Annotated in this window: 18 protein-coding genes; 4 read left to right on the top strand and 14 right to left on the bottom strand. The window is 69.1% G+C overall.

Translation table 11 applies throughout. From position 1 onward, the window contains the following. Positions 1 to 32: 32 nt before the first annotated feature. The 3 genes from ACWD5F_RS34930 to ACWD5F_RS34920 form a co-directional block, all read right to left on the bottom strand. Entirely contained in the window at positions 33 to 563 is a 531-nt protein-coding gene (locus ACWD5F_RS34930) for a GNAT family N-acetyltransferase (RefSeq protein WP_401723025.1), read from the bottom strand. A 64-nt stretch (positions 564 to 627) separates the two neighbouring features. Beyond that, positions 628 to 1,476 carry a GNAT family N-acetyltransferase gene (locus ACWD5F_RS34925; protein WP_401723023.1) on the bottom strand — a complete coding sequence of 283 codons (849 nt, stop codon included), beginning with the start codon at positions 1,474 to 1,476 and terminating at the stop codon, positions 628 to 630. 225 nt (positions 1,477 to 1,701) lie between these two features. Then, complete coding sequence (locus ACWD5F_RS34920; protein ID WP_451260326.1) at positions 1,702 to 3,660, bottom strand: tail fiber domain-containing protein; 1,959 nt, start codon at positions 3,658 to 3,660, stop codon at positions 1,702 to 1,704. A gap of 324 nt (positions 3,661 to 3,984) precedes the next feature. On the opposite strand from ACWD5F_RS34920, the gene ACWD5F_RS34915 reads away from it, so the two are divergent. Continuing rightward, positions 3,985 to 4,227, top strand: a complete 243-nt coding sequence (locus ACWD5F_RS34915) for a hypothetical protein (protein WP_451260325.1) — start codon at positions 3,985 to 3,987, stop codon at positions 4,225 to 4,227. A gap of 46 nt (positions 4,228 to 4,273) precedes the next feature. On the opposite strand, the gene ispG is transcribed toward ACWD5F_RS34915, so the two are convergent. The 3 genes from ispG to dxr all read right to left on the bottom strand — a co-directional run bounded on the left by ispG (position 4,274) and on the right by dxr (position 8,163). Next, the gene (ispG, locus tag ACWD5F_RS34910; RefSeq protein WP_123997368.1) at positions 4,274 to 5,431 is read right to left on the bottom strand and encodes a flavodoxin-dependent (E)-4-hydroxy-3-methylbut-2-enyl-diphosphate synthase; all 1,158 of its coding nucleotides are present in this window, start codon (positions 5,429 to 5,431) and stop codon (positions 4,274 to 4,276) included. Between the two features lie 168 nt (positions 5,432 to 5,599). Further along, positions 5,600 to 6,892: a M50 family metallopeptidase gene (locus ACWD5F_RS34905; protein ID WP_451260355.1), complete on the bottom strand. Its 1,293-nt coding sequence runs from the start codon at positions 6,890 to 6,892 to the stop codon at positions 5,600 to 5,602. Positions 6,893 to 6,900: 8 nt separating this feature from the next. Further along, positions 6,901 to 8,163 (bottom strand): 1-deoxy-D-xylulose-5-phosphate reductoisomerase, encoded by a 1,263-nt coding sequence (gene dxr / locus ACWD5F_RS34900; protein ID WP_401723020.1) that lies wholly within the window; start codon positions 8,161 to 8,163, stop codon positions 6,901 to 6,903. A gap of 196 nt (positions 8,164 to 8,359) precedes the next feature. Here dxr and ACWD5F_RS34895 point away from each other — a divergent pair, with 196 nt between their 5' ends. Beyond that, positions 8,360 to 8,809 carry a lamin tail domain-containing protein gene (locus tag ACWD5F_RS34895; protein ID WP_451260324.1) on the top strand — a complete coding sequence of 150 codons (450 nt, stop codon included), beginning with the start codon at positions 8,360 to 8,362 and terminating at the stop codon, positions 8,807 to 8,809. 5 nt (positions 8,810 to 8,814) lie between these two features. Here ACWD5F_RS34895 and ACWD5F_RS34890 read toward each other — a convergent pair whose 3' ends face one another. Then, positions 8,815 to 10,758, bottom strand: a complete 1,944-nt coding sequence (locus tag ACWD5F_RS34890) for an acyl-CoA dehydrogenase family protein (protein WP_451260323.1) — start codon at positions 10,756 to 10,758, stop codon at positions 8,815 to 8,817. A 379-nt stretch (positions 10,759 to 11,137) separates the two neighbouring features. Here ACWD5F_RS34890 and ACWD5F_RS34885 point away from each other — a divergent pair, with 379 nt between their 5' ends. Together ACWD5F_RS34885 and ACWD5F_RS34880 are read left to right on the top strand one after the other, a co-directional pair. Next, on the top strand, positions 11,138 to 12,151 hold the full coding sequence (locus ACWD5F_RS34885) for a LacI family DNA-binding transcriptional regulator (protein WP_451260322.1): 1,014 nt from the start codon (positions 11,138 to 11,140) through the stop codon (positions 12,149 to 12,151). A 98-nt stretch (positions 12,152 to 12,249) separates the two neighbouring features. Continuing rightward, positions 12,250 to 14,307: a glycoside hydrolase family 31 protein gene (locus tag ACWD5F_RS34880; protein WP_451260321.1), complete on the top strand. Its 2,058-nt coding sequence runs from the start codon at positions 12,250 to 12,252 to the stop codon at positions 14,305 to 14,307. Positions 14,308 to 14,368: 61 nt separating this feature from the next. Here ACWD5F_RS34880 and ACWD5F_RS34875 read toward each other — a convergent pair whose 3' ends face one another. The 7 genes from ACWD5F_RS34875 to ACWD5F_RS34845 all read right to left on the bottom strand — a co-directional run bounded on the left by ACWD5F_RS34875 (position 14,369) and on the right by ACWD5F_RS34845 (position 25,385). Further along, entirely contained in the window at positions 14,369 to 15,082 is a 714-nt protein-coding gene (locus tag ACWD5F_RS34875; protein ID WP_451260320.1) for a glycoside hydrolase family 12 protein, read from the bottom strand. Between the two features lie 35 nt (positions 15,083 to 15,117). Further along, positions 15,118 to 17,427: a glycosyl hydrolase family 95 catalytic domain-containing protein gene (locus tag ACWD5F_RS34870; protein WP_451260319.1), complete on the bottom strand. Its 2,310-nt coding sequence runs from the start codon at positions 17,425 to 17,427 to the stop codon at positions 15,118 to 15,120. Then, entirely contained in the window at positions 17,424 to 19,391 is a 1,968-nt protein-coding gene (locus ACWD5F_RS34865) for a beta-galactosidase (RefSeq protein ID WP_451260318.1), read from the bottom strand. The genes ACWD5F_RS34870 and ACWD5F_RS34865 overlap by 4 nt, the downstream gene beginning before the upstream one ends. Then, positions 19,391 to 21,583 carry a 1,4-beta-glucanase gene (locus tag ACWD5F_RS34860; RefSeq protein WP_451260317.1) on the bottom strand — a complete coding sequence of 731 codons (2,193 nt, stop codon included), beginning with the start codon at positions 21,581 to 21,583 and terminating at the stop codon, positions 19,391 to 19,393. Before ACWD5F_RS34860 ends, ACWD5F_RS34865 begins: the two co-directional genes overlap by 1 nt. A gap of 99 nt (positions 21,584 to 21,682) precedes the next feature. Continuing rightward, a complete protein-coding gene (locus ACWD5F_RS34855) occupies positions 21,683 to 22,636 on the bottom strand; it encodes a carbohydrate ABC transporter permease (RefSeq protein WP_451260316.1) in 954 nt (317 codons plus the stop codon). Next, positions 22,633 to 23,667 (bottom strand): ABC transporter permease, encoded by a 1,035-nt coding sequence (locus ACWD5F_RS34850; protein ID WP_451260315.1) that lies wholly within the window; start codon positions 23,665 to 23,667, stop codon positions 22,633 to 22,635. The genes ACWD5F_RS34855 and ACWD5F_RS34850 overlap by 4 nt, the downstream gene beginning before the upstream one ends. A gap of 26 nt (positions 23,668 to 23,693) precedes the next feature. Continuing rightward, on the bottom strand, positions 23,694 to 25,385 hold the full coding sequence (locus tag ACWD5F_RS34845) for an extracellular solute-binding protein (RefSeq protein ID WP_451260314.1): 1,692 nt from the start codon (positions 25,383 to 25,385) through the stop codon (positions 23,694 to 23,696). Between the last annotated feature and the right edge of the window lie 203 nt (positions 25,386 to 25,588).

The raw sequence follows: 25,588 nt of genomic DNA, 5'->3' as shown, positions 1-25,588 counted from the left end.
TTAGCCGGGCGCGCTGTGGGGGTGGAAATCGGTTAGCGGCGGAGGAGCGGGAGGGGGGCGCCCATCACCGCGTACGGCTTGGGGGCGCTCGGGAACAGGACGCGGCGGGCCAGGTCCTGGTAGCCGAGGGAGTGGTAGAGGCCGCGGGCCGGGCTGTCGGTGTCGATCGCGGAGAGGATCGAGCGGGGCTCGGCGGCGGTGTCCGTGATCGTCGTGATCAGGGAGCGGCCGATGCCGCGGTTCTGGTGGCCCGGGTGGACGTGCAGCTCGGTGATCACGAAGGAGTCGTCGAGCCAGTTGTCGTGGCCCTGTTCGTGGAGATAGGGCTCGACGACGGTGGACCACCAGTGGCCGCGGTTGTTGGGCATGCCGTACACGAACCCGACGAGGTGTCGTCCGACGGTCGCGCCTAGGGCCCTTGCGCCGGGGTGGGTCATGTGGCGGAGGACGATCTGGCGGCGTACGGCTACCTCGTCCGCGCCGAGTCCGAAGGCGACGGCCTGGACGGCTAGGGCCTCGTCGACGTGGGCTGAGAGGTCGAGGGGGCCGATGACGAGGTCCATGCGGGGAGGGTACAGGGGGGCGTCGGTCATCTGCCTGGTGCGGGTTGCAAGTGGCTGACGGTGACTAGAACAGGACGCTCATGAAGGCGCCGATCTCCTGGAAGCCCACGCGGTGGTACGTCCGCCTCGCCGGGGTGTTGAAGTCGTTCACGTACAGGCTCACCAAGGGGGCCACGTCCGCGAGGGCGTAGCGCAGGACCGCTGCCATGCCCGGTGCCGCCACGCCTCTCCCCCGGTACTCCGGGGCCACCCATACGCCCTGGATCTGGCACGCCTGCGAGGTCGCCGCGCCGATCTCGGCCTTGAAGACGACCTTGCCGTGTTCGTCGACACGGGCGAACGAGCGGCCCGCGCCTACGAGTTCGGCGACCCGGGCCTGGTAGAGGAGGCCGCCGTCGCCGGCCAGCGGGGACACGCCGACCTCCTCGGTGAACATCGCCACGCAGGCCGGCATGATCGTGTCCATCTCGTCCTTGCGGATGCGGCGGACGTAGGGATCCGGGGCGATGTCCGTGGGCATGCGGTCGGCGACCATGAGGGGCTGGCGTGAGCGGACCTCACGGGCCGGGCCCCAGCTCGGTTCGAGGAGCCGCCACAACTGGGAGACGGCCTCGGCGGGGCCGACGACCGAGGAGCAGCGGCGGCCGGCCCGGCGGGCGCGGTCCGCGAAGGACCGTACGGCCTTGGGGGTCGCACAGATCGGGACCAGGTTGGCGCCCGCGTAGCAGAGGGACGTCAGCATGCCGTCCTCGTAGAAGCCCCACATCTCGCCGCCGAGTCGCCAGGGGTCGAGGCCTGCGATCTGGACGCGTGACGTCACGAAGGCGTTCGCGACGGGCTCGCGGTCCAGAACTGCGAGCGCCGCTTCCAGGTCACTCGGTTCGAGCACTCGGGAGGTGGTCTGGGTCAACACGTGCGGGGCCTCACCCTGAGGGTTCTGCTGATCTGCGCACTGTACCTGCGGAAGCTGAGCAGTGCCGCCCCTGTTTTTGTGCGGGTGCCTTTCCGCGGCTTGCGTCGGTGTCCTCGGCGTCCTCTGGGGGCTGCCGCCCCCAGACCCCCGCTTTCGGCCTGAACGGCCTCGTCCTCAAACGCCGGACGGGCTGAGAATGCCTGAGCGACGGTAAGGCGTCAAAGCTCAGTCTTCGGATCCTGCCTCGAGCCGGGCACGGAGAGCGTTCACCTCGGCCTCCAGGTCACGCATCAGACGGTGCAGGGCCTGGACCGCGACGAGGGAGACTCCATTGACGTCGACCAGGTGAATGCTGCGGTCATCCGGTCCCAGGCCGAATGCCGCGTTCCAGTCCTGGGCCATGGGACCGAGATGCCATACGTCCTCCTCGCCCTGGTAGCTCCATGTGCTGACCGGAAGCGAGGCGACCGCCGCCAAGATCTCGAACCCATCCCTCTGGTGGTCGAGGTGATCCTCTCCCTCATTCCGTTCAGTGGACCAGCGGATCGGACTGACACGGGTTTTGAGAGCACGATCACTAGGCTCTCCGCCACCTCCTCCACCTCCGCCGCTACCCGTGAATCCCCTGAAATACGGCTGACTCGGCGGTGTGGGGAGATTCCTTTCACTCTCCGCTCGTACCTCGATCTCCTCCAGAAGTTCCATGGCCGCAAGAGTGTCCGGGTGATCTTCTCCCAGCAGCATCTTGAAGGTGGTGGCCACCTCGGCGCAGGGCGACTGGGCCGCCTGGGGACCACTGGTGCCAAGGACGGCGACGACAAGGTTTAGACGGACGCGGAGGGTGTCGGGATGTTCGACTCCCAGTGCCCGGCCCAGCTGGTCGGCAAGGTCCGAAAAGATCCCCACGTATGGCGCTGGTCCTTTGATGCTGGCGCGGACGGCTGTGTAGTTCGACATCGCCTGCAAGGTGAAGGGATGCGAGCGGCCGTAGCAACGCTCCATACGCTCCAGTACGTCGGAGAGGGCAGCCTGAGCCGCCTCCTGATCGGCGTCGACGAGAAGCAACGCCGCGACCTCCGCGGCCTGAATACTGAGGGGATGGTCCCTCCCCAGGAGTGACTCACACTGTTCGCGTGCCGTGGCCACGATGGAGAGCGATTGCGTGTCCCTGGCGCACTGCTGGGTCCAGTATGCCAGGGAGATGCGAAGCCACAGGGCGCTGGGATGAGCGGGGCGAAGGGTGTTCTCGGCTCGCTCGGCGAGCCGTTCCAGAAGGTGTCGTGCCTTCTCGGAATCACCAGCCCGTCCGACGGCCCAGGCATGTGCTCCTCCCGCCTGGAGCGCCACGGGGTGGCCCGCTCCGAAGAGGTCGGTCACAAACGGCAGTAGGTCGTTCAGTTCAGCGTAGGCATGCGTCCACTGGCCCGTGCGGCCTCCCGTGCGGGCCATGCCCCAGCGGGCGAGAAGCCGGATGTGGGGTTCTGGGTCCGAGCAAGTGTCTTCGAACCGGACTACCGCGGCGTAGAGCCGGTTGGCTTCGTGCCATCGCCCCATGTGCCCCGTCCACAGGGCCTCACGGAGCGCGGCCAGCCGGCTGAGGATGTGATCGTCGCCCAGCCCATGACGGCAGTCGGCGCGCAACTCGGTGGTGAGCGTCCACGCGCGCCGGAGGTAACCAGCCTGGCCGGTCCAGAAGGCGAGCGAGTGCCGAGCCGCGAGGGTTCTCGGGTCGTCCCCTCCCAGTTCTCCCGTCGCTCCGGCGACCAGCCGCTCGGCCGCTTCCTTCGCCAGTTCCGGTTCGTCGGCGATGCCCAGCCCCGCGACGGCCTGGGCCAGCGCCTCCAACCGTTCCTGCCCTGGCGGCCAGGCAGTGAACTCTCGGACGGACTCATGTGCGAAAACGGCGTCGGCCGCGCCGTCCCAGCCGCCGAACCAGCTGTCCGGCGACAGCCGCGGCTCGATCTCCTCGCCCAGCCGTTTCTCGTACCACCGTGAGGCTTTCCGGTCCTCGCAGCGCTGCCAGCGCCTCTGCCAGTAGCGGTGATCGACGGCAACGGGGCGGCCGTTCGCCTCGGCCAAATGCGCAATGCACCGGAGCAGGTTGTCGATGGATTCCCAGGAGCCGTTGCCGACCCTCCTGTCGACGTCCCTCAGGTAGCCGTAGAGCGTTTCGCGTTTGATCAACTCGAAAGACGGTGATGGCCCCGCACCAGGCCTCGAGGGCGGAGGGTCACCCGCCGTCTTCAGTAACTGTCCGGCGGTGACGCCCCCTTCGTCCATGAGCCGACGGATTGTCGCCCGGAACTGCTGCCATGTCTCCACTGTGCCCCCGCCGTAGTCGTCCGGGACAAGTATCCGAGCAGTCCGGGCACTCCGGACAGTGTCTGGCAAATACCCAGCGGTCGACGGCAATTCCCGGACGTCCGAGAATCCGCCGTTCTCCGTCCTCCCCCGTTGCACTGGACTCAGCAGCCCGGGAACGGGCTTGACAGGATCTCAGGAGGTCACGTGTTCTCCGCTTTGCTGAGTTCAATGGAAGGTTCGCCGCAGTTCGGTGCCCTTGCACTCGTGGCGTTCGTTGGTTCGACGCCGCTCAGGCACCTGCTGCTGTTCATCGGCTTCAACCGAGCCCTCCACCGGGCCCATGACGATGCTTCACGGGTCTCGCTTTTCGCGGCGTTTTCGGCGGCCCTCACCCCGAACTCAAAGCACCGCACCCGGCAGGAGAGTCAAGACGAGCAACGCCAGTGAATGGTGGAAACGGCCAGGGGCCCGGGAGACAGGCCCCGCCATCGCCTCAGCCCGCCACCGAAACCGACGGCTCGCCCGAGGCGATTCCGTCTGCCTCCATCTGTTCGGCCAGCTTCATGGCCTCCTCGATGAGGGTCTCGACGATCTTGGACTCGGGGACGGTCTTGATGACCTCGCCCTTGACGAAGATCTGGCCCTTGCCGTTGCCGGAGGCGACGCCGAGGTCGGCCTCGCGGGCCTCGCCGGGGCCGTTCACCACGCAGCCCATGACGGCGACGCGGAGGGGGACCTCCATGCCGGTGAGGCCGGCGGTGACTTCCTCGGCGAGCTTGTAGACGTCGACCTGGGCGCGGCCGCAGGACGGGCAGGAGACGATCTCCAGGCCGCGCTGCCTGAGGTTGAGGGACTCCAGGATCTGGTTGCCGACCTTGACCTCCTCCACCGGCGGCGCGGAGAGGGAGACGCGGATCGTGTCGCCGATGCCCTGGCTGAGCAGGGCGCCGAAGGCGACGGCCGACTTGATCGTGCCCTGGAACGCCGGGCCCGCCTCCGTCACGCCGAGGTGCAGCGGGTAGTCGCACTGGGCGGCGAGCTGGCGGTAGGCCTCGACCATGATGACCGGGTCGTTGTGCTTGACCGAGATCTTGATGTCCCGGAAGTCGTGCTCCTCGAAGAGGGACGCCTCCCAGAGGGCGGACTCGGCGAGCGCCTCGGGGGTCGCCTTGCCGTACTTCTTCAGCAGTCGAGCGTCCAGCGATCCCGCGTTCACGCCGATGCGGATCGGAGTGCCGTGGTCCTTCGCGGCCCGCGCGATCTCCTTGACCTTGTCGTCGAACTGCTTGATGTTGCCGGGGTTCACCCGGACCGCGGCGCAGCCCGCCTCGATCGCCGCGAACACGTACTTCGGCTGGAAGTGGATGTCCGCGATCACCGGGATCTGCGACTTGCGGGCGATCGTCGACAGGGCGTCGGCGTCGTCCTGCGTCGGGCAGGCCACCCGGACGATCTGGCAACCGGACGCGGTGAGCTCGGCGATCTGCTGGAGGGTCGCGCCGATGTCGGACGTACGCGTGGTCGTCATCGACTGCACCGACACGGGGGCGTCGCCGCCCACCGCCACGGTACCGACCTGGATCTGCCGGCTCTTGCGGCGCTCGGCGAGCCTGGTCGGAACGGACGGCATGCCGAGAGAAATCGCAGTCATCTGCTGTGCAACCCCAAGTCGTGGATCAAGGCCCCGGTCCCGGAACAACGGGCTCCAGGCTTTGAGATTACGTCACCCACAGAGGGCCAGGCACATCCCGCTGGTAAACCCACTCAATGGAGAACGGCCCGGCAGAAAGGATGCCGGGCCGTTGCGAACCAGTGGTGGCTACGAGATTTTCACCGGGTTAACCACGTCCGCCACCAGCACGAGCAGCGTGAAGCAGACGAAGATGCCCGCCACCACGTACGCCACCGGCATCAGCTTCGCCACGTCGAACGGACCGGGGTCCGGGCGGCGCAGCAGCCTGGCCGTGTGGCGGCGCAGGGACTCCCACAGGGCACCCGCGACATGGCCGCCGTCCAGGGGCAGCAGCGGGAGCATGTTGAACAGGAACAGGGAGAGGTTGAAGCCCGCCACCAGCATGACGAACATCGCCAGCTGCTGGCTGGCCGGGATGTCCAGGGTGAAGATCTCGCCGCCCACCCGGGCCGCGCCGACCACGCCCATCGGGGAGTCGTCGGCACGCTCGCCGCCGCCGAAGGCCGCGTCCCACAGGGCGGGGATCTTGCCGGGCAGCGCGACGATGGAGTCGACGGCGTCACCGACCCGGTCGCCCATCCAGGTCACCGAGTCGCCGAAGTCCTGCTTGACGACGCCGGTGGCCGCGCTGAAGCCGAGGAAGCCGGCGCTGACGTACTTGCCCTGGACGATCTGGCCGCTGGAGTCCTTCTGGGCGACCTGGTTGGTGGCGATCGTCGCGTGGAGGGTGACCTCCTTGCCGTCGCGCGAGACCACGATCGCGACGTCCTTGCCGGGGTTGGCGCGGATCAGGTCGGAGAGCCTGTTCCAGTCGTCCGTGCGCACTCCGGCGAAGGAGACGATCTTGTCGCCGGGCTTGAGGCCCGCCGCCGCGGCCGGCGAGGCCGGGTCGCCCGACGTGCAGTTGTCGCGGTTCTCGCTCTGCGAGATCACGCACTGGGAGACCGAGCTGACCGTGGTGGTCTGCTGGGCGATGCCGAAGCCCATCAGGACGGTGAGGAAGAGCGTCACCGCCAGGATCAGGTTCATGAACGGGCCTGCGAACATGACGATGACGCGCTTCCAGGGGGCGCGCGTGTAGAACAGGCGGCTCTCGTCGCCGGGCCGCAGCTCCTCGAAGGCGGCCGAGCGGGCGTCCTCGATCATGCCGCGCCAGGGCGAGGTGGAGCGGGCCTCCAGGCGGCCGTCGGGTCCGGGCGGGAACATGCCGATCATGCGGATGTAGCCGCCGAACGGGATGGCCTTGAACCCGTACTCGGTGTCGCCCTTCTTGCGTGACCACAGCGTCGGCCCGAAGCCGACCATGTACTGCGGCACCCTGATGCCGAAGAGCTTGGCCGTGGACAGGTGCCCCAGTTCGTGCCACGCGATCGAGACCAACAGGCCGAACGCGAAGACGACTATGCCGAGGATCATCATCAAGCTCGTCATGCACGCGCCTCCGCGGTCGCCGTCTGCGCTGTCAGTTCCCGGGCCCGGGCCCGTGCCCAGGTCTCCGCTTCGAGGACGTCCGACACGGTGAGTGAAGTTCCCGCGCCGGGGGTGCCGTGTTCCTCGACCACTCTTGTCACGGTCCCAATGATTGCGTTGAACGGCAGTGCGCCGCCGCGGAACGCCTCCACGCACTCCTCGTTGGCCGCATTGAACACCGCCGGGGCGGTGCCCGCGAGCTCACCCACGTGCCGGGCGAGGTTCACCGAGGGGAACGCCTCATTGTCCAGGGGGAAGAACTCCCACGTCGAGGCCTTGCTCCAGTCGAAGGCGGGGGCCGCGTCCGGAACCCGCTCCGGCCAGCCGAGCCCGATGGCGATCGGCCCGCGCATGTCGGGGGGCGTCGCCTGGGCGATCGTCGATCCGTCCGTGAACTCAATCATCGAGTGGACATACGACTGGGGGTGCACGACGACCTCAATGCGGTCGAAGGGAATGTCGTAGAGGAGGTGCGCCTCGATGACCTCGAGGCCCTTGTTGACCAGGGTCGCCGAGTTGATCGTGATCACCGGGCCCATCGCCCAGGTGGGGTGGGCGAGGGCGTCCTCGACGGTGACGTCCGCCAGTTCGGACTTCGTACGGCCGCGGAAGGGGCCGCCGGACGCGGTGACGACGAGCTTGCGTACGTCGGAGCGGGTGCCGGCGGCCAGCGCCTGGAACAGGGCCGCGTGCTCGGAGTCGACCGGGATGATCTGTCCGGGCTTGGCCAGCGCCTTGACGAGCGGGCCGCCGACGATGAGCGACTCCTTGTTGGCGAGCGCGAGGGTGCGGCCCGCCTCCAGGGCGGCGAGGGTCGGGGCGAGGCCGATGGAGCCCGTGATGCCGTTGAGGACCGTGTGGCAGTCGGAGGCGGCGAGGTGGGTGGCCGCCTCCGGTCCCGCGAGGATCTCGGGGAGCGGCTCGCCCGCGCCGTACAGGCCGGTCAGCGCCTCGCGCAGGGACGGTACGACGTCCTCGCGGGCCACCGCGACGGTCCGTACCCGCAGCCGGTGCGCCTGTTCGGCGAGGAGGGCGACCCGGCCGCCGTTGGCGGAGAGGCCGGTGACCCGGAACCGGTCGGGATTGCGCAGTACTAGGTCGATGGCCTGGGTGCCGATCGACCCCGTGGATCCGAGGATCACCACGTCCTTCGGTCCGCCGCCCGCGACCGGGTCGTAGACGAGGTGCGGATCGGCGAGGGGGGCTGGACTGTCGCTCATCCCCCCATTGTGGCCGCATCGCACCGCCAGGAGGACAGCGCGTCCCTCGCGCGGGTGGCTTGTCGCTTCCTGTGCCGAATGAAGCAGAAACCCCCTTTGTGAAGCCCGAGTGAAGATCGTGTGATAGCACTGCTCTACCGACCGGGGGTGAAATCGGTCGGGGGGACGAATTTCTTGGGATTCTTGGGGGATTTCCATGCGGATACGCGCCGCTCTGCCCGCGATCGCGGGCGCCGCCGTACTCACCGGCACCCTGCTCAGCTCACCCGCCGAAGCCGCCGGCGGAGTGATCGTCTACCACGTCTGGTTCGACAGCCCGGGCTCGGACAACCGCTCGAACACGAGCCTGAACGGCGAATGGGTGCAGATCAAGAACACCAGCCGCTCGGCGATCTCGCTCAAGGGCTGGATCCTGAAGGACACGTCGAGCCACAAGTACGTCTTCAAGAACATCAAGATCGGCGCCGGCAAGTACATGAAGGTGCACACCGGCAAGGGCACGGACACCGCGTCGAACAAGTACCAGGGCCGCGGCGCGTACGTCTGGAACAACACCAGCGACACCGCCACGCTGACCAAGTCGACCGGCTCGAAGGTCGACTCCTGCTCCTGGACGACGCGGGATCCGAGCGACAAGTACTGCTAGACCGACTACGTCACCGGTCGGTGCACGTTCTCGGTCTTCGAGGGTCCGGGGGTCGCGTCCGCGATCCACGGGCCCTCGCCCGACGGGTCGACGATGCCGTGTTCCAGCCACTCGTACGTGCCCGCCATGACGCCCTTGACCACCTTGCGGTCGACGGTGTCGGAGTTGCTCCACAGGCGGCCGAAGAGTTCCTCGACGCGCAGCCGGGACTGGCGGCAGAAGGCGTCGGCGAGTTGGTAGGCCTCGCGGCCGTTCTCGCCCTGGCTGCGCAGGAGTTCGGCCCGTACGCAGGCCGCGCTCATCGCGAAGAGTTCCGCGCCGATGTCGACGATCCGGCCCAGGAAGCTCTGCTTGGTCTCCATCCGGCCCTGCCAGCGGGACATGGCGTAGAAGGTGGAGCGGGCGAGTTTGCGGGCGGTGCGCTCGACGTAGCGAAGGTGCGCGGAGAGGTCGACCTCACGTTTGAACTCGCCGTAGGAGTTGGGGAGTTGGCCCGGTCCCGCGACCAGCTTCGGCAGCCACTTGGCGTAGAAGACGCCCGCGTTCGCGCCCGCCTTCGCCTTGTCCGCAAGGGACTTGTCGGGATCGATGAGGTCGCCGGCCACGGAGAGGTGGGCGTCGACCGCCTCGCGCGCGATCAGCAGATGCATGATCTCGGTCGAGCCCTCGAAGATGCGGTTGATACGAAGGTCGCGCAGCACCTGTTCGGCCGGCACCGCCCGCTCGCCGCGGGCCGCGAGGGAGGCCGCCGTCTCGAAGCCGCGGCCGCCGCGGATCTGGACGAGTTCGTCGGCGATGAGCCAGCCCATCTCGGAGGCGTAGAGCTTGGCGAGCGCGCCTTCGATGCGGATGTCGTTGCGGTCCTCGTCGGCCATCTGCGAGGACAGGTCCAGGACCGCCTCCAGGGCGAAGGTGGTGGCCGCGATGAAGGAGATCTTCGCGCCGACGGCCTCGTGGTCGGCGATCGGCTTGCCCCACTGCTCGCGGGCCGCGGACCACTCGCGGGCGATCTTCAGGCACCACTTGCCGGCCGCCACGCAGGAGGCGGGCAGCGAGAGGCGGCCGGTGTTGAGGGTGGTGAGGGCGATCTTGAGGCCGGCGCCCTCGGGGCCGATGCGGTTGGCGGCCGGCACCCGGACCTGGTGGAAGCGGGTGACGCCGTTCTCGATGCCACGCAGGCCCATGAAGGCGTTGCGGTTCTCGACGGTGATGCCGGGCGAGTTGGTCTCCACGACGAAGGCGGTGATGCCGCCCTTACCGCCCTCGGTCCTCGGCACCCGGGCCATCACCACCAGCAGGTCGGCGACGACGCCGTTGGTGGTCCACAGCTTCACGCCGTCCAGGACGTAGTCGTCCCCGTCGCGCACCGCGCTGGTGGCCAGGCGCGCCGGGTCGGAGCCGACGTCGGGCTCGGTCAGCAGGAAGGCGCTGATGTCGGTGCGGGCGCAGCGCGGGAGGAAGGCCTCCTTCTGCTCGGCCGTGCCGAACATCTTCAGCGGCTGCGGTACGCCGATGGACTGATGCGCCGACAGCAGCACACCGATCGCCGGGCACGCGGAGCCGGCCAGCGCGAGCGCCTTGTTGTAGTACACCTGGGTGAGACCGAGCCCGCCGTACTTGGTGTCGATCTTCATCCCGAGGGCGCCGAGTTCCTTGAGCCCGCCGATGACCTCGTCGGGGATTCTGGCCTCGCGCTCGATGAGTGCCGCGTCCACCTTCGTCTCGCAGAAGTCGCGGAGCTTGGCGAGGAACTCCTCGCCGCGCTGGGCGTCCTCGGCGGCGGGCGTGGGGTGCGGGTGGACCAGGTCGAGCCGGAAGCGGCCGAGGAAGAGCTCCTTGGCGAAACTGGGCTTGCGCCACTCCTGCTCCCGGGCGGCCTCCGCCACCTGGCGGGCCTCGCGTTCGGAGACGGTGGCCTTGACGGGGGAATCGCTGGATGGTGCGGACATGAGGGTCACCTCGCCGCGAATCGGGACCTCGGACCAGTTGGTTACCGACGGGTGCTACCCGATCGTTAGTACCCGATTCCGGGCGACCCCACCACCCTTCGCGCAGCCGTCCGACGGATTGAAGTGTTGCGCCGCTGGTCCGTCCGGGGGACGGTTCGGGTACGGGTCGAGGCCCGGTTCGGCTAGGCGTCGGGGCACGGGTCGGGTACGCGTCGGGGCACGGCCCCCGAGTCGCGGAGCATCGGTTCGAGAAAAGCAGTCGAAGCGCTTCGACAACCTATGGACACCCACCCGCGCCGAAGCTAATGTCGAACCATCCTCACCCGCCCCTGTTCGTAATGCGCACTGTCGAAGCGCTTCACACCGCTTGGAGAGCTGGATGGTCACCCTCGCCGAGGTCGCCCAGCACGCCGGAGTCTCGGCGAGCACGGTGAGCTATGTCCTCAGCGGGAAGCGGTCCATCTCCGTGACCACCCGGCTGCGGGTCGAGCAGAGCATCCGCGAGCTGGGGTACCACCCGAACGCGGGCGCGCGCGCCCTGGCCAGCAGCAAGTCGAACATCATCGCGCTGATGATCCCGCTGCGCACCGACATGTACGTGCCGGTGATGATGGAGATCGCCATCGCGGTCGCCACCACGGCCCGGACACACGGTTACGACGTCCTGCTGCTGACCGGCGAGGAGGGTCCGGACGCGGTGCGCCGGGTCACCGGCAGCGGGCTCGCCGACGGCATGATCCTGATGGACGTCGAACTCGACGACGAGCGGCTGCCGTTGCTGCGCGGCACCGACCAGCCGGCCGTGCTGATCGGGCTGCCCGCCGACACCACCGAACTGACCTGCGTGGACCTCGACTTCAAGGCGACGGGCGCGCTGTGCGTCGAGCATCTGGCGACGCTCGGCCACCGCGACATCGCTGTCATCGGCGAGGCCCCCGCGGTCTACGAGCGGCACACCGGCTTCGCCGAGCGCACCCTCGACGGACTGCGGTCGCGGGCCCAGGAGTTGGGCGTACGACTGCTGCACCGGCCGTGCGGGGGCGGGTACGACGCGATGGCACTCACCCTCGCCCGCATCCTCGACGAGCGCCCGGGCACCACGGGCTTCGTCGTGCAGAACGAGTCGGCGGTGGAGCCACTGCTCGCCCTGCTGCGCGGACAGGGCCGGGCCGTGCCGGAGGACGTGTCGGTGGTCGCGATCTGCCCGGAACAGGTCGCCGTGCAGGCCTCGGTGCGGCTGTCGTCGGTCGCCATCCCCGCGCAGGAGATGGGCCGGCACGCGGTGGAGCACCTGGTCGCCAAGCTGGACAGCCGCGGCAAGGACGAAGTCGTGCTGATCGCACCGGAGTTGACGGTGCGCTCCAGTACGGGTCCGGCCCCGTCGACGTCCTGACACGCCCCGTTCCAGGTCGCACACTCCAGGTTCCACGTCCCAGTTTCCCGGTGCCGGTGCGGGTCACCCCTGTCCGCTTTCCTCCAGGAGCACTCCTCGTGAATCAGCCTGCCGAAAACCAGCCCCCGACCGGCGCGGTGAGCCTCGCGCAGTCGTCCCCCACCGTCGGCACCTTCCGCGAGCGGGACGGTGCGCTGGAGTGGAGCGGCCGCCAGGAGACGCTGCGCATCGAGCCGTGGGGGCCGGATGCCGTCCGGGTCCGGGCCCGGCTCGGCGGTCCCGTCCTGGACGGACTGCCGGGCGCGCTGCTCGCGGACGCGCCGCCGGCGTCGTACACCGTCAAAATAGAAGGCGGGCAGGGGCAGTTGACCGTCGGCGCGCTCACCGTGGAGGTGGATGCCGAGGGGCTGATCCGCTTCCTGCGCACGGACGACCGCGTGGAGATCCTCGCCGAGGAGCGGGCGCACTTCTGGTGGCCGGGCTCGCGCCTGTACACGGCCGTCGGCAACGGGCACCACCGTCTGGAGCAGCGGTTCGCGGCCTACGACGACGAGAAGCTGTTCGGTCTGGGGCAGCACCAGCACGGGCAGTTGGACCAGAAGGGCCTGGTGCTCGACCTGGTGCAGCGCAACGCCGAGGTCTCCATACCTGTGCTCTCCTCCAGCCGCGGCTACACCCTGTTGTGGAACAACCCGGCGATCGGCCGGGTGGAGCTGGCCCGCAACGGCACGCGCTGGGTGGCCGATTCGGCGCGGCAGATCGACTACTGGATCACCGCGGGCGCCCCGGCGGACGGTCAGCGCCGCTACAGCGCGGCGACGGGCCGTACGCCGATGCTGCCGGAGTGGGCGGCCGGCTTCTGGCAGTGCAAGCTGCGCTACCGCACCCAGGACGAACTCCTCGCCGTGGCACGGGAGTACAAGCGGCGCGGGCTGCCGATCTCGGCGATCGTCTGCGACTTCTTCCACTGGACGCACCTGGGCGACTGGAAGTTCGACCTGGCCGAGTGGCCCGACCCGGGCGCGATGGTCCGTGAACTGGCCGACCTGGGCATCAAGTTGGTGGTCAGCTTCTGGCCGTCGGTGTCACCGCTGTCGGAGAACCACCCGGTGCTGGAGCAGCGCGGCTACCTCATCGGCACGCAGTACGGCCCGATGGCGCACGCGGACTGGCCCGACAAGGGCGTCGCCTCCACCGTCCAGGTCGCCTTCTACGACGCCACGAACCCGGAGGCCAGGGAGTTCGTGTGGGCGAGGGTGAAGGAGAACTACCTCGACCCGTACGGCATCACGGCCTTCTGGCTGGACGCCTGCGAGCCGGAGCTGAAGCCCGGGTTCCAGGAGAACCTGCGGTACTGGACGGGCCCGGGCCTGGAGGTCGGCAACAGCTACCCCGCCGAGAACTCCCGCACGTTCCACGAGGGTCTGCTGGCCGCCGGCACTCCGGACGACGAGATCATCACCCTCAACCGCTCGGCCTGGGCGGGCAGTCAGCGCTACGGCGCCGCCCTGTGGTCCGGCGACATCGGCACCGACTTCGCGACCCTGCGCCGCCAGATCGCGGCCGGTCTCAACACGGCCCTGTCCGGCATCCCTTGGTGGAACACGGACATCGGCGGCTTCCACGGCGGCGACCCGGACGACCCCGCGTACCGCGAAGTGATGGTCCGCTGGTTCCAGTTCGGCGCCCTGTCCCCGCTGATGCGCCTGCACGGCTTCCGCGACCCCGGCATGGAGCTGGGCCCCGACATGACCGGCGGCCCCAACGAGGTCTGGTCGTACGGCGAGGAGACCACTCCGATCCTGGCGAAGTACCTGCGCCTGCGCGAACGCCTGAAGCCGTACGTCCTGGACGTGATGCGGGAGGCCCACGAGGAGGGGCTGCCGACGATGCGCCCGCTCTTCCTGGAGTTCCCGGACGACCGGGCGACCTGGACGGTCGACGACGCCTATCTCTTCGGCCGGGACCTGCTGGTCGCCCCGGTCCTGACCGCCGGCGCCACGGCCCGCACGACGTACCTCCCGGCGGGCGCGACCTGGACGGACGCGTGGACCGGTGAGACGTACGAGGGCGGCGCGGCCGTGACGGTCGAGGCCCCGCTCGACCGCATCCCGCTGTTCCTGCGGGACGGGGCGCGGCTGCCGGTGGCGGAGTAGACGCGGGAATGGCCGGTCCCGTGGGGAAGGGACCGGCCACCCGGCGATCAACAACTGCGGATCAACTACTGGTGACGCTCTCGCTGTTGACGGTGAAGTTCAGGCCGCCGGAGGAGGACGTGATCTCGAAGCCGAACTGCACGTCCCCGATGGTCACGTTGCCGAACCAGCCCTTGGTGTCCTTGATCCACTTCAGGATCGGCAGGACGTTGACCGTGCCGGAGCTGGAGTTGGAGGTGCGGATGAAGGAGAACACCTCGTTGGCGCCGTTGTTGCCCTTGTAGACGGTCCAGGTGTGGCCGCCCAGCGTGAGGGTGCCCTGCGAGGTGCCGAGCGGTCCGACGGCACCCGTCTTGTTCATCCAGAGCATGATCTCGTAGTCGTAGTTGGTGTCCCAGATGTCGTACGACGTGTTGTACGCGCCGGACGACGGGACGGAGACGTTGTAGCTGCTGGACAGCGAACCGAGGGAGGTGATCGACTTGTTGATCACCTTCTTGGCGTTGGGATAGGACTTGATGCCGCCGGTGTTGGGGTGGTTGGCGTTGACGCCCCAGTTGGTACCGGAGTTGGCCCAGATGCACTGGCTGCCTGCGCCCGAACCCCAGATGTTGTTGTAGAGCGTGTAACCGTTCAGCGAGGTGTTGCCCCACTGGTCGCAGGAGCTCCAGACGGCGGCCGAGGCGGGGGCGGAGGCCAGTCCGACGGTGGCGCCGAGCGCGAGGGCCGGGGCCAGCAGCGCCATGGTGATCCTGCCGAGCGTGCGTGTTGCCATGGTGTCCCTTCCATGGGTGGGGGGAACTGCGCGGATCACCACGCCCTCAGGGTGAGGACGCGGTCTTCGCCGGCGACGAGATCGAGCGGCTCCGCGCCGGCGGAAGTCCGGAGTTCGACGCGGCGGCTGCGGGTGGGGCGCAGCCGCACGGTCGCTTCGTGCGGGCTCCAGGTCAGATCGAGCACGGCCCCGAACCGGGTACGGACGCCCAGGAGTTCACCCGCCGGGTACGTCGCCGGGAGCGCGGGCAGCAGGACCAGCCGGTCCGGCGTCGACTGCACGAGCGTCTCGACGAGCACCGCGGGCAGGGTGTGAGCCGCGTCCGCGTTGTAGACGTCCCGGTTCGGGTAGTGCGCGCTCATCAGGGAGTTGTGGAAGAAGTCGCCCTTGAGGACCTGCCCGAGCGCGTGGGCGACCCGGTCGCCGTCGCGCAACCGGGCGGCGATCAGGGCGTGATGCAGATGCCCGTGCGCGGAGTCGTTCTCGGCGCCGCGCAGTTCAAGCGCGCGGTGGGCGGCGGCCGCGAGCTCGGGGGTGTCGTACGGGGTGATCTCGTCGAGCGGCCAGACACCGTAGAGGTGGCTGAGGTGCCGGTGGTCGTAGCTGTCGTCGAGGCCCGGGTGGGCCCATTCGGCGAGGGCGCCATCGGAGTTGACGCGGTGCGGCGGGAGACGGTCGGCGAGCGCCCGCCAGCGGTCGGCGTCGGGGCCCGGGTGGTAGTCGGCCGCGGTCAGCAGGGCATGCCGGGCGGCCGACAGGTCCATCGCCGCGTCGATCGCGCCCCAACTCCCGTTCGCGGGCCGGTTCTCGGGCGAGTAGGACGGCACGACGACCAACTGCCCCTCCCCGTCCGTCCGGCTGAGGAAGTCCTCGTAGAACCGGGCGACTTCGGCGAGCGCGGCGGCGGTACGCGGGTCGCAGGCGCCGCGTGTCTCGTCGTGGTCGACGAGCGGCTTCAGCAGCCAGTCGGCGCCGGCGGTCCACAGGTGGAGGGGGTATTCGCGGCTGAAGTGGTACGACAGCCCGGACTCGCCGTCGGTGTGGGCGGGGGCGACGACGCCTCGGGCGCCGAAGACCGTACGGGCGTTCTCGGCCCAGTCGTCGAGCTGACCGTGGATCAGGGAGGCGAGGGCCTCGGTCACTTCGGGCAGTGCGCCTGGTGCGGCGGAGGCGGTCTGGAGGTTGAGGTTGGCGTCGTTGGTGAAGGCGCCGGACCAGGCGGTGTCCCAGTCGCCGGTCCACAGCCCGGTCAGCCGGGGCGGGAGGAGGCCGCTCGCGGAGAGGAGGTGGTAGCGGCCGGCGGCGAAGAGGCGCTCAAGGAGGGCGGGGCTGTCCGGGTGGGTGAGCAACTCGGAGCCGGGCAGGGCACGTTCGGCGGGGTCCGCGTGGAGGTCGAGGGTGACGCGGGTGTAGGCGGTGCGGTGGAGGGTGGTGTGGCGGTTCAGGAGGTGGGTGTAGGGGTCGTCGGCGTGCGGGTCATTGGCACGTGGGTCGTCGGCATGCGGGTCGTCGGCATGCGGGTCGTCGGCATGCGGGTCGTTGGCGTCCGAATTCCCGGTGTCCGGGTCCTTGGCGTCCAGGAACAGGTCGCGCAGGGCGCGGGTGAAGGGCTCGGTGTCCGGCTCGCCGGTGTGCCGCGCCACGCGGGTCAGCAGCAGTACCGAGTCCGCGCCGGTGACCCGAACACCCGGCGGGGTGAGCTGGGTTCGCCCACCCGTGGCCACGATCAGGGTCGCTCCGGTGTACGCCGTCTCGCTCCCCGGGTAGCGGACGCGCAGGGTGAGCAGGGCGCCCTCGGGCACGAGCACCGCGCCGTTCCCGACGGCGAGCCCGGCGGGTGCGCCCGGGAGGCGGTGGTCAAGGGTGATGTCCAGGTCGCGCGCGACGACGTGCTGGACGATCACGTCGTCGGCGCGGGACACGAAGACGCGGCTGCGGTGGCCCTCGTACTCGGTCTCGGTGACGCCGGTGGTGAAGTCGACGGAGCGGCGGTAGCCGGGCGTACCCGGCCTGTTGAGCGCGTCGGGCGTGGTGCGCAGCCGAATCTGGAAGGCCGGATGGAAGGGCTGCACCCACTGCAACTCGCGCCCGTCAGTGAAGGACTCGGCCGCGTGCAGGTCGCCTGCGAGCAAGCTGTCCTGGAGGGCGGGGAGTCGGTCGGCGAGGCGGGGCGGGCGGGCGTGTTCGGCGCCGTTGGGGCGGACCAGGGTGTGATGGGTGACGACTACCCGCTCGTCGTTCGGGTCGCCGAACAGGAGGATGCCGTGGTGGCCGTTGCCGCTGAGGAAGCCGTCCTCCCAGCGGGTGGCGGGCCGGGGCTCCCAGGTTCCGTGCGTGAGGGTCATGAGCGCAACACCATCACGCCGTAGCGGCCGAGGGTGATTTCGTCCGTGAACGACGCGCCCGTGAGCAGGTCATGGTGGGTGCCCGGGAGCTCGACGGACACGGACTCGCGGCCGTGGTGGAGCAGGAAGAGCAGGTCACCGCGGCGCACGGCCTCGACCCGGTCGGGCAGTCCCTCGATGACGGGACGGGCGCCCGCGTCGGCCGCGATCCGGGCGAGGAGCCCGCGCAGCGCTTCGGGCTCGGGGAGCGTGGAGACGTACCAGGCACGGCCGTTGCGCAGAACCGCGGGAAGCCCGTCGAGTTCGCCGCCCTTGTACGCGGCCTCGATCTCGACGTTCCCGGCGGCCTCGATCTCCTCCGACCACAGGGTCCCGCGGAAGCGGTCGGTCTCCGCGAACTCCCCTTCGTCCAGAGGCCACCACTCGTGCAGGGTGCGGATGCCGAAAAGTTCGCGGAGCCGGGGGTCCATACCGCCGGGGCGTACGCGGTCATCCTGGTCGGCGACACCGGTGAGGAAGCCGGAGACGAGGGTGCCGCCGGCGCGGACGTAGGCGAGGAGGTTGTCGATCGCCGGGTCCGTGAGGGCGTAGAGCTGGGGGACGACGACCAGCTTGTACGGGCTCAGGTCGTGCTCGGGGTGGGCGAAGTCGGTGGTGAGGTGGGACTGCCAGAGGGCGCGGTGCCAGGAGGTGAGGACGTCGGTGTAGTCGACGCGGGTGGAGAGGCGGCCCTCGTGGGCGCCGGCCCACCAGGAGTGCCAGTCGTGCAGGACGGCGATGTCGGTGGTGAGATGACTGCCCGTCACTTCAGGGCCGATCGCGGCGAGTTCGGCGCCGAGCCGTTTGACCTCCTGGAAGGTACGGCCCTCCTCCCCCGCGTGACTGACCATCCCGGAGTGGAACTTCTCCGCGCCCTGCCGGGACTGGCGCCACTGGAAGTAGCAGACGGCGTCGGCGCCGCGGGCGACGGCCTGGAGGGACCAGAGGCGGTTGAGGCCGCGCGGTTTGGGGTGGTTGACGCCCCGCCAGTTGACCGGTCCGGCCGCCTGCTCCATCAGCATCCAGGGGCCGCGCGCCTGGGAGCGGGTCATGTCCTGGACCAGGGCCGCGTGTTGGGCGCCGAACGGGTCACGCGGGTCGGGATAGAGGTCGACGGAGACGACGTCCTCCTCCCCAGCCCACCGCCACGCGTCCTGCCCGGCCCACAGCGGCATGAAGTTGGTGGTGACGGGGATGTGCGGGGTGTGGCGCCGCACGATGTCCCGCTCGGCGGCGTAGCACTCCAGGAGCATGTCGGACGTGAACCGCTTGAAGTCCAGCACCTGGGTGGGGTTCTTGAGGTAGTGCGCGTGCCGGGGCGGCAGCACCTCGGCCCAGTCCCCGTAGCCCTGGCTCCAGAAGGCCGTTCCCCAGGCGGAGTTGAGGGCGTCGAGGCTGCCGTACCTCTCCCCCAGCCAGCCGCGGAAACGGGCGGCGGCCTCGTCGCCCCAATCGTAGGTGCAGTACTCGTTGTTGATGTGCCACAGGGTGAGGGCGGGGTGGTCGGCGTAACGGGCCGCGAGGTCCTCGGTGATGGCGGCGGCCCGGTCGCGGTAGGCGGCGCTGGAGTGCGAGAAGTGCTGGCGGCCACCCCACCATTCGGTCCGGCCGTCCTCGTCGCGCGGCAGCGTCTCGGGGTGGAGGCGGCCGAGCCAGGGCGGGGGCGAGGAGGTGGGAGTGGCGAGCACGACCCCGATCCCGCTGCCGTGCATCAGGTCCATCAGCCGGTCCAGCCAGCCGAAGTCCCGCTCCCCCGGCCGGGGTTCGAGCCTGGCCCACGAGAAGACGCCGAGGGTCACGGAGTTGACGCCGGCGTCCTTCATCAGGCGGACGTCCTCGTGCCAGGTCTCCTCGGGCCACTGCTCGGGGTTGTAGTCCCCGCCGAAGAGGATGCGCCCGCGGGTCGTGTCGCTGAGCCGGGGCATCAGATCCGCTCCCCGTACTGGATGCCGCGCCCGTTGGTGGCGAGGTAGACACGGCCGTACACGCGCGGGTCACCGGTGATGGCCTGCCCGGTCCAACCCCACTGGTGCTGGTCGTCATTGATCCGCACCCAGGTCTTCGCCTCGTCGTCGGAGCGATAGACGGCGGTGACGGTCTCGGTCGACCCGACCTGATAGATCGCCGGATAGTCCGCACCGTCGGCGGCCTTCCCGAAGCCGAGGGTGTACGAGGCCCAGCAGCTGGCGACCTTGGTGAAGCTCGCGCCACCGTCGACGGACCGGTACAGCCCGTTCCACTTGACGCTCAGCCACAGGTCACCGGACCGGCCCGGCGCCGCGACCAGCTGGAACTGACTGTCCCCGGCGGGCAGCCCACCCGCACGCTCGGTGAACGAGAGGCCACTGTCAGTGCTGGCACGTAGCGTTCCTGTATCGGTGTCGTACGCGTAGAAGAGCGTCGGGTCGGCCGGGTCGGCGACCGGCGTGGCGCCCTTCGGGAAGGAGGAGATCTCGGTCCAGGTCGTGCCGTTGTCGGCTGAGCGGTGAGCTGCGTACTTCGTGCCGTCCCAGTGCACGAAGGACCACAGCAGCACGCTGCCGTCGGCGTTGGTGGCGATCGGCCCCGGTGCGTCATGGGCGAGGGAGGGCTGGGCGGCGAAGGGCGCCCAGGTCCGGCCGCCGTCGCCCGAGTGGGCACCGTTGCCGTTGTCGCCCCAGCCGGTGCGCACCACGTACGCCGGCCTGCCCGCGGCCTGCGCGAGTCCCGTCGCCGACCCGAACACGGGGTTCGCCGCCATGCCGCGGGAGGGCGAGGCCGTGAGCCGCTCGTGGTACAGCACGCCGATGTCCCCCGAGCCGCTCAGCAGGTGCGCCTCCCCGACCGGGGGCGACACCAGCTTGATCACGGACGTCTCCTCCAGGCCACGGATCTGCGGCGCCCAGTGCTTCAGATCCCGCGTGCCGTAGAGCGTGGCCCCGGTCCCGTACACCACATGCCGGGAGTCGTACGGGTCGACGGCGACGGCCTGGATCCACCAGCCGAACTTGGGCTGGTCCCCACCCCACTTGAGGAAAGGAGTCTCGGACACGTCAAAAACAGCAGCGTCCTTGAGGGACGTCCAGGTGCGACCGCCGTCGGTGGTCCGGTACAGGGTGTCGACGGCTGCCCAGCGGTTGTTGGTGGAGACGACGACGGTGCCGGGTCGACGGGCGTCGACGGCGACCCCGCCGTAGCCGAAGCTGTCGCTGCCGCCGGGCCGGACAGGGGTGACGTCCGTCCATCGGCCGGTGGCGGGAGCGAACCTGTGCACACTGCCGTCGGCCTGCCCGTTGGGCCCGGGCGCGTCGGCGTACGACACGTACAGCTCGCGGGTGTGCGCGTCGTAGGCGGCCCGGATCGGCACCTTGGCGGAGGCGCCGGTGGGCTGCGCGGGGACGGCTTCCCAGGTGGCGCCGTCGACGGTGCGGTACAGGTTGACGGCGGCCGAGGTGCCGTCGCCGTCTCCCCAGCCGGCGTAGACGGCACGGCCGACGGCGACGAGGAGGGTGACGCCCTGGCCGGAGCCGCTCGGGGTTGCCGGGAAGTCACTGACGGCTGCCCAAGTGGCGCCACGGTCGGTCGACTTGAGCAGCCCGTCGTGCCGGGTGCCGAGCCACAGGGTGTCACTGTCACGCGGGTCGACGAGCAGCCGCTCACCCGCGCCACGTCCGTCCTCGTTGGCGCCGAGCTTCACGGTGAGGTCGCTACGGGCCCAGGTGGCACCGCGGTCGTCGGACCGCAGGACGGCTCCGTTGCCGGCCCAGGACTGGGCGTAGGTGCCGACGGCGAGGTAGAGCCGGTTCGGGTGGAGGGGGTCGACGGCGAGGGCCTCGACGCCGAGGAGGTTCCAGTCGTCCCAGCCGAGGTGGTCGGTCAAGGGGGTCCAGCGGGCGGCCCGTTCGTCCCAGCGGTAGGCCCCGCCGATGTCGGTACGGGCGTAGGCGAGCCCGGGGACGGAGGGGTGAAAGAGCACGCCGGTGACGAATCCGGTACCGCCGATCACTGCGTTGCGCCAGCGGTAGGAGGGGGTTTCCACCGCAGCTGCCTTCACCGCGGCGCCGGGCACAGTGATGAGCGCGGCGGTGGCCGCAGCCCCGGCAAGAACGACACGCCGGCTCGGACTGGACGCGCGCATGACACAACCTCGCTTTGTGAGAGGGGATGAGGACACCCACCTAGGGGCGCGGGGAACTGCGCGACCAGCCACAACGCAGCGGCAGACAAATGACCCGGGTCAGCCCTTCACCGCACCGGTCAACATGCCCTTCTTGAAGTGCTTCTGGACGAACGGGGAAAGCACAGCCACCGGCAGCAACGCCATCACCATCACCGCCATCTGAACAGCGAGCCCCGACAGCTCACCCGTCTTGATCGCCTGCCCCAACCCCACCGGCGCCTCCTGCTTCTGCACCAGCTGGATCATGACGTTCTGCAGCGGCATCATGTTCTGGTCGTTGAGATACAGGGACGCGTTGAACCAGGCACTCCAGTACCCGACGGCGTAGAAGAGCGTGATGACCGCCAGCACCGCCCGGGACAACGGCATCACGATCTGCCACAGGATCCGGAAATCCCCGGCCCCGTCGATCCGCGCGCTGTCGGTGAGTTCCTGCGAGATCCCCATGAAGAACCCGCGCAGCACAAGGATGTTGAACACGCTGAGCGCACTCGGCAGGATCAGCGCGAGATAGCTGTCGGTGAGCCCGAGCGACTGCACCAGCAGGTACGTGGGAATCAACCCGGCACTGAAGAACATCGTGGCGAGCAGGATCATCAGCAGCCACCGGTGCCCGAGCGACCCGATCCGCGACAGCCCGTACGCGCAGAGCACCGACACCGTCATCGAGAACACCGTGCCGACGAGCGTGACGAGGATGCTGATGATCGCCGCACGGGTGACCTGGCCGCCGCTGAGGAGTTCCCTGTACGCGACGAAGGTGACGCCCTTGGGCACCATGACCAGGCCGCCGGCCTCGTCGATGGTCCTGCGCGAGGAGAGGCTGGTGACGAGGACGATCCAGAGCGGGAAGAGGATGCCGAGGCAGGCGAGGGTGAGGACGAGCCCCTTGCCCGCGAGGCCGGCCCTGCTGGGTTCTTCCTCCCAGGTCGGCCGGGGCGGCGCGGCCCAACGACCCGGCTGTCGTACGGACTTGACCGGCTGCACGGCCTTGTCGATGACGGCGGTCATTTCTTGTACACCCCCTGCTCGCCCATGAGATGGGCCACTTTGTTCGCGGCGAGGACCAGGCCGAGGCTGATCACACCCTTGACGAGTCCGGCGGCGGCCGCGTAGCCGAAGTCCTGGTTGCGGACGCCGTTCCACCAGACGAAGGTGTCGAGGACCTCCGCCGCTCCAGGGCCCACGGCGTCGCGTTGGAGGAGTATCTGTTCGAAGCCGACCGTCAGCGCGTCACCCACCCGCAGCACCAGCAGCAGCGCGATCACCGGCCGCAGCGCGGGCAGCGTGACGTGCCACATGCGACGCCAGCGCCCGGCGCCGTCCATCGCGGCGGCCTCGTACAGGTCGGGGCTGACGGAGGACAGCGCGGCGAGGAAGACGATGATCCCCCAGCCGGCGTCCTTCCACACGCTCTGCGCGGTGATCAGGAACTTGAACGTGTCGGGGTCGGTCATGACGTCGAGGCCGTCGTAGCCGTGCTGGCGCAGGAGTTGGGAGAACAGGCCCGCCCCGCCGAGCAGTTGCTGGAAGACGGCGATGACCAGCACCCAGGAGAAGAAGTGCGGCAGGTAGAGGATCGCCTGTGAGAGCGCCCGGACCCGGGGCCTGACCACGCTGTTGATGAGCAGCGCGAGCAGGATCGGGATCGGGAAGAAGAGGATCAGCTGGAGGAAGAAGAGGACCAGCGTGTTCCGTACGGCGCTCCAGAAGGCCGAGTCCTGGAAGATCAGCTGGAAGTTGTCGAAGCCGACCCAGGGGCTGTGCAGCATCGAGACGATGCCGTTGTCGCTGACGTAGGGGTCGTAGTCCTGGAAGGCGACGATGTTGCCGAGGATCGGCAGGTAGTTGAAGACCAGGATCAGCAGCAGCGCCGGCAGTGTCATCAGGAGCAGGACGCGGTCGCGTCGGAACCTGAGCCGCACGCTCAGCTTTCCGCCGGGACGTTTCTGCCGGGTGCCGGTGGCGCCGCCGGACGCCACCGGGGTCTTCCCCGTCGTGTCGGCCTCGGTCCTGCTCCGAGGCACCGTGCTGTGGGACACGGCCGTTCTCCTTGCCTCGGTGCCGGTCAGCTCGCCGCGGTGCCGTTGTCGTCGAGCAACTTCTGGTACCAGTCGCGCAGTCTGTCGCCGCCCTTGCTCTTCCAGTCGGAGACGGCCTGCTGCATGTCGCTGACCTTCTTGCGGCCGCGGGTGATGTCGTCCTCCAACTGCTCGAAGTCGTTGGAGAGGTTGGTGTACCGGCTGGGCTCGGTGATCTGCTGGCCGTAGAAGGTGGACTTCTTGGTGAAGGCGCCCATCCGCTGCTGCCACTCGACCTGTGCCTTGGCGACGTCGGGGAAGTCGGGGTGGGCGATCGTGGCGGCGGGGCTCGCGACCATCACGTAGGCGTTCAGGACCTCGTTGTTGCCCTGGTCGGTCTTGGTGGGCACGCCGTCCTTGACGGTGTAATGGGTGCCCTCCACGCCGTAGTTGGTGAGCATGTACTCCTTGGTGCCGTACGGCGCGGCGGTGACGTTGGCGACGGCCAGCACGTCACGGATCACGGACTCGGAGGCCTTCTTGCTGATGAAGGCGAAGATCCCGGCGGGCTGTTCGGCCCAGAGGCTCGGGTTGCCGCCGTCGTGGCCGAAGATGTCCATGCCCCAGATCTTGTACTCGGGGTTCTGGGTGGCCTGTTCGGCGGTGCGGCTCCACCACTGCGAGATGTTGTTGGCGTAGATGAGGAACTCGCCGGCCGCGAACTTGGGTCCCGGGTCGGTGGCCGCGCTCTTGCCCAACTTGGCGTCGGGGTGGACGTATCCGGCCGCGAAGAGCTTGCGGGTCCACTCCAGCGCTTCGAGGTACTCGGGGGTCTCGATGCGGTTGATCAGCTTGCCGTCGACGAGGTTCCAGCCGAGCGGCTTCTCACTGCCCGAGAGGACACCGAAGGCCTGGAAGGCGGTCCACTTCATGTCCAGGCAGGCCCACCGCTTGGCCTTGGCGTTGGTGATCTCCTTGGCCAGGGCCATGAACTCGTCGGCGGAGGTGGGGACTTGGTACCCCTCCTTGTCGAAGATGTCCTTGCGGTACAGGGGCACGATGCCGGTGACGTACGGGGAGGGCTGGGGCAGGCCGCGGAGTTTGCCGCCGAAGACCGAGCGCTGCCAGGCGTCCGTGGGGATCGCCGCGAGGTTCGGGTACTCCTTGATCTTGTCCCCGGAGAGATAGGGGCCCAGATCGGCGAACTTGCCGACGATCGCGCTGGGTATCTTGCCGCCCATGTTCCAGCCGGGGATGACCACGACGTCGGGGATGTCGCTGGAGGCGAGGACCGCGCCGAGCTTCTGGTCGTAGGTGTTGCCGTCCTGGTTCTGCCACTCGACGTCGACGCCGATCAGGGCGTTCATCGCCTTGTAGTAGGCGTTGTCCGACTTCGGCGGCGAGCCCCAGAACGGCGACATGATGGAGACCTTGCCGCCCTTGCCGAGCTTCTTGGGGACCGAGGTCTTCAGGCCGGCGAGGTCGAGCTTGGCGGTGAAACCGAGTGCGGAGCCGTTCTTCGCGGGGATGTCGGGGGTCACCACGTTGCCGGCCACGTACGCCGGGAGCAGCTTCTTGACGCCCTTGCCCGACGACGAACCCCCGTTCGACCCGCTGTCCGAACCACCGCACGCGGCGAGCAGCGGCATTCCTCCCGCCACCGCTGCGGCGGCGACCGCCGTGGAGGCGAGGAAACTTCTCCGGCTGGGGGCGGAGGCGGCGGAGGCGTTCGGCGTCATTGCGTCAACCCTTCATGGCGCACCAGGACACCCGGCGGTGGGCCGTCGGCTGCGGTGTCTTGAGTGGAACAGAGCACTTGGCGAACTTGTCGAAGCGCTTCGATGTTGCTGCGAGGTTAAGTGAACACCCTGGGGTGCACAAGGGTCGCCTCCAAGATTCCTCCGAGCTATCAGGGACGACCTCTTGGTATGCGCTGCTTGAA

The sequence above is a fragment of the Streptomyces sp. NPDC002499 genome (genome assembly GCF_053595415.1).
This window is presented reverse-complemented; position numbering and strand designations above follow the sequence as displayed.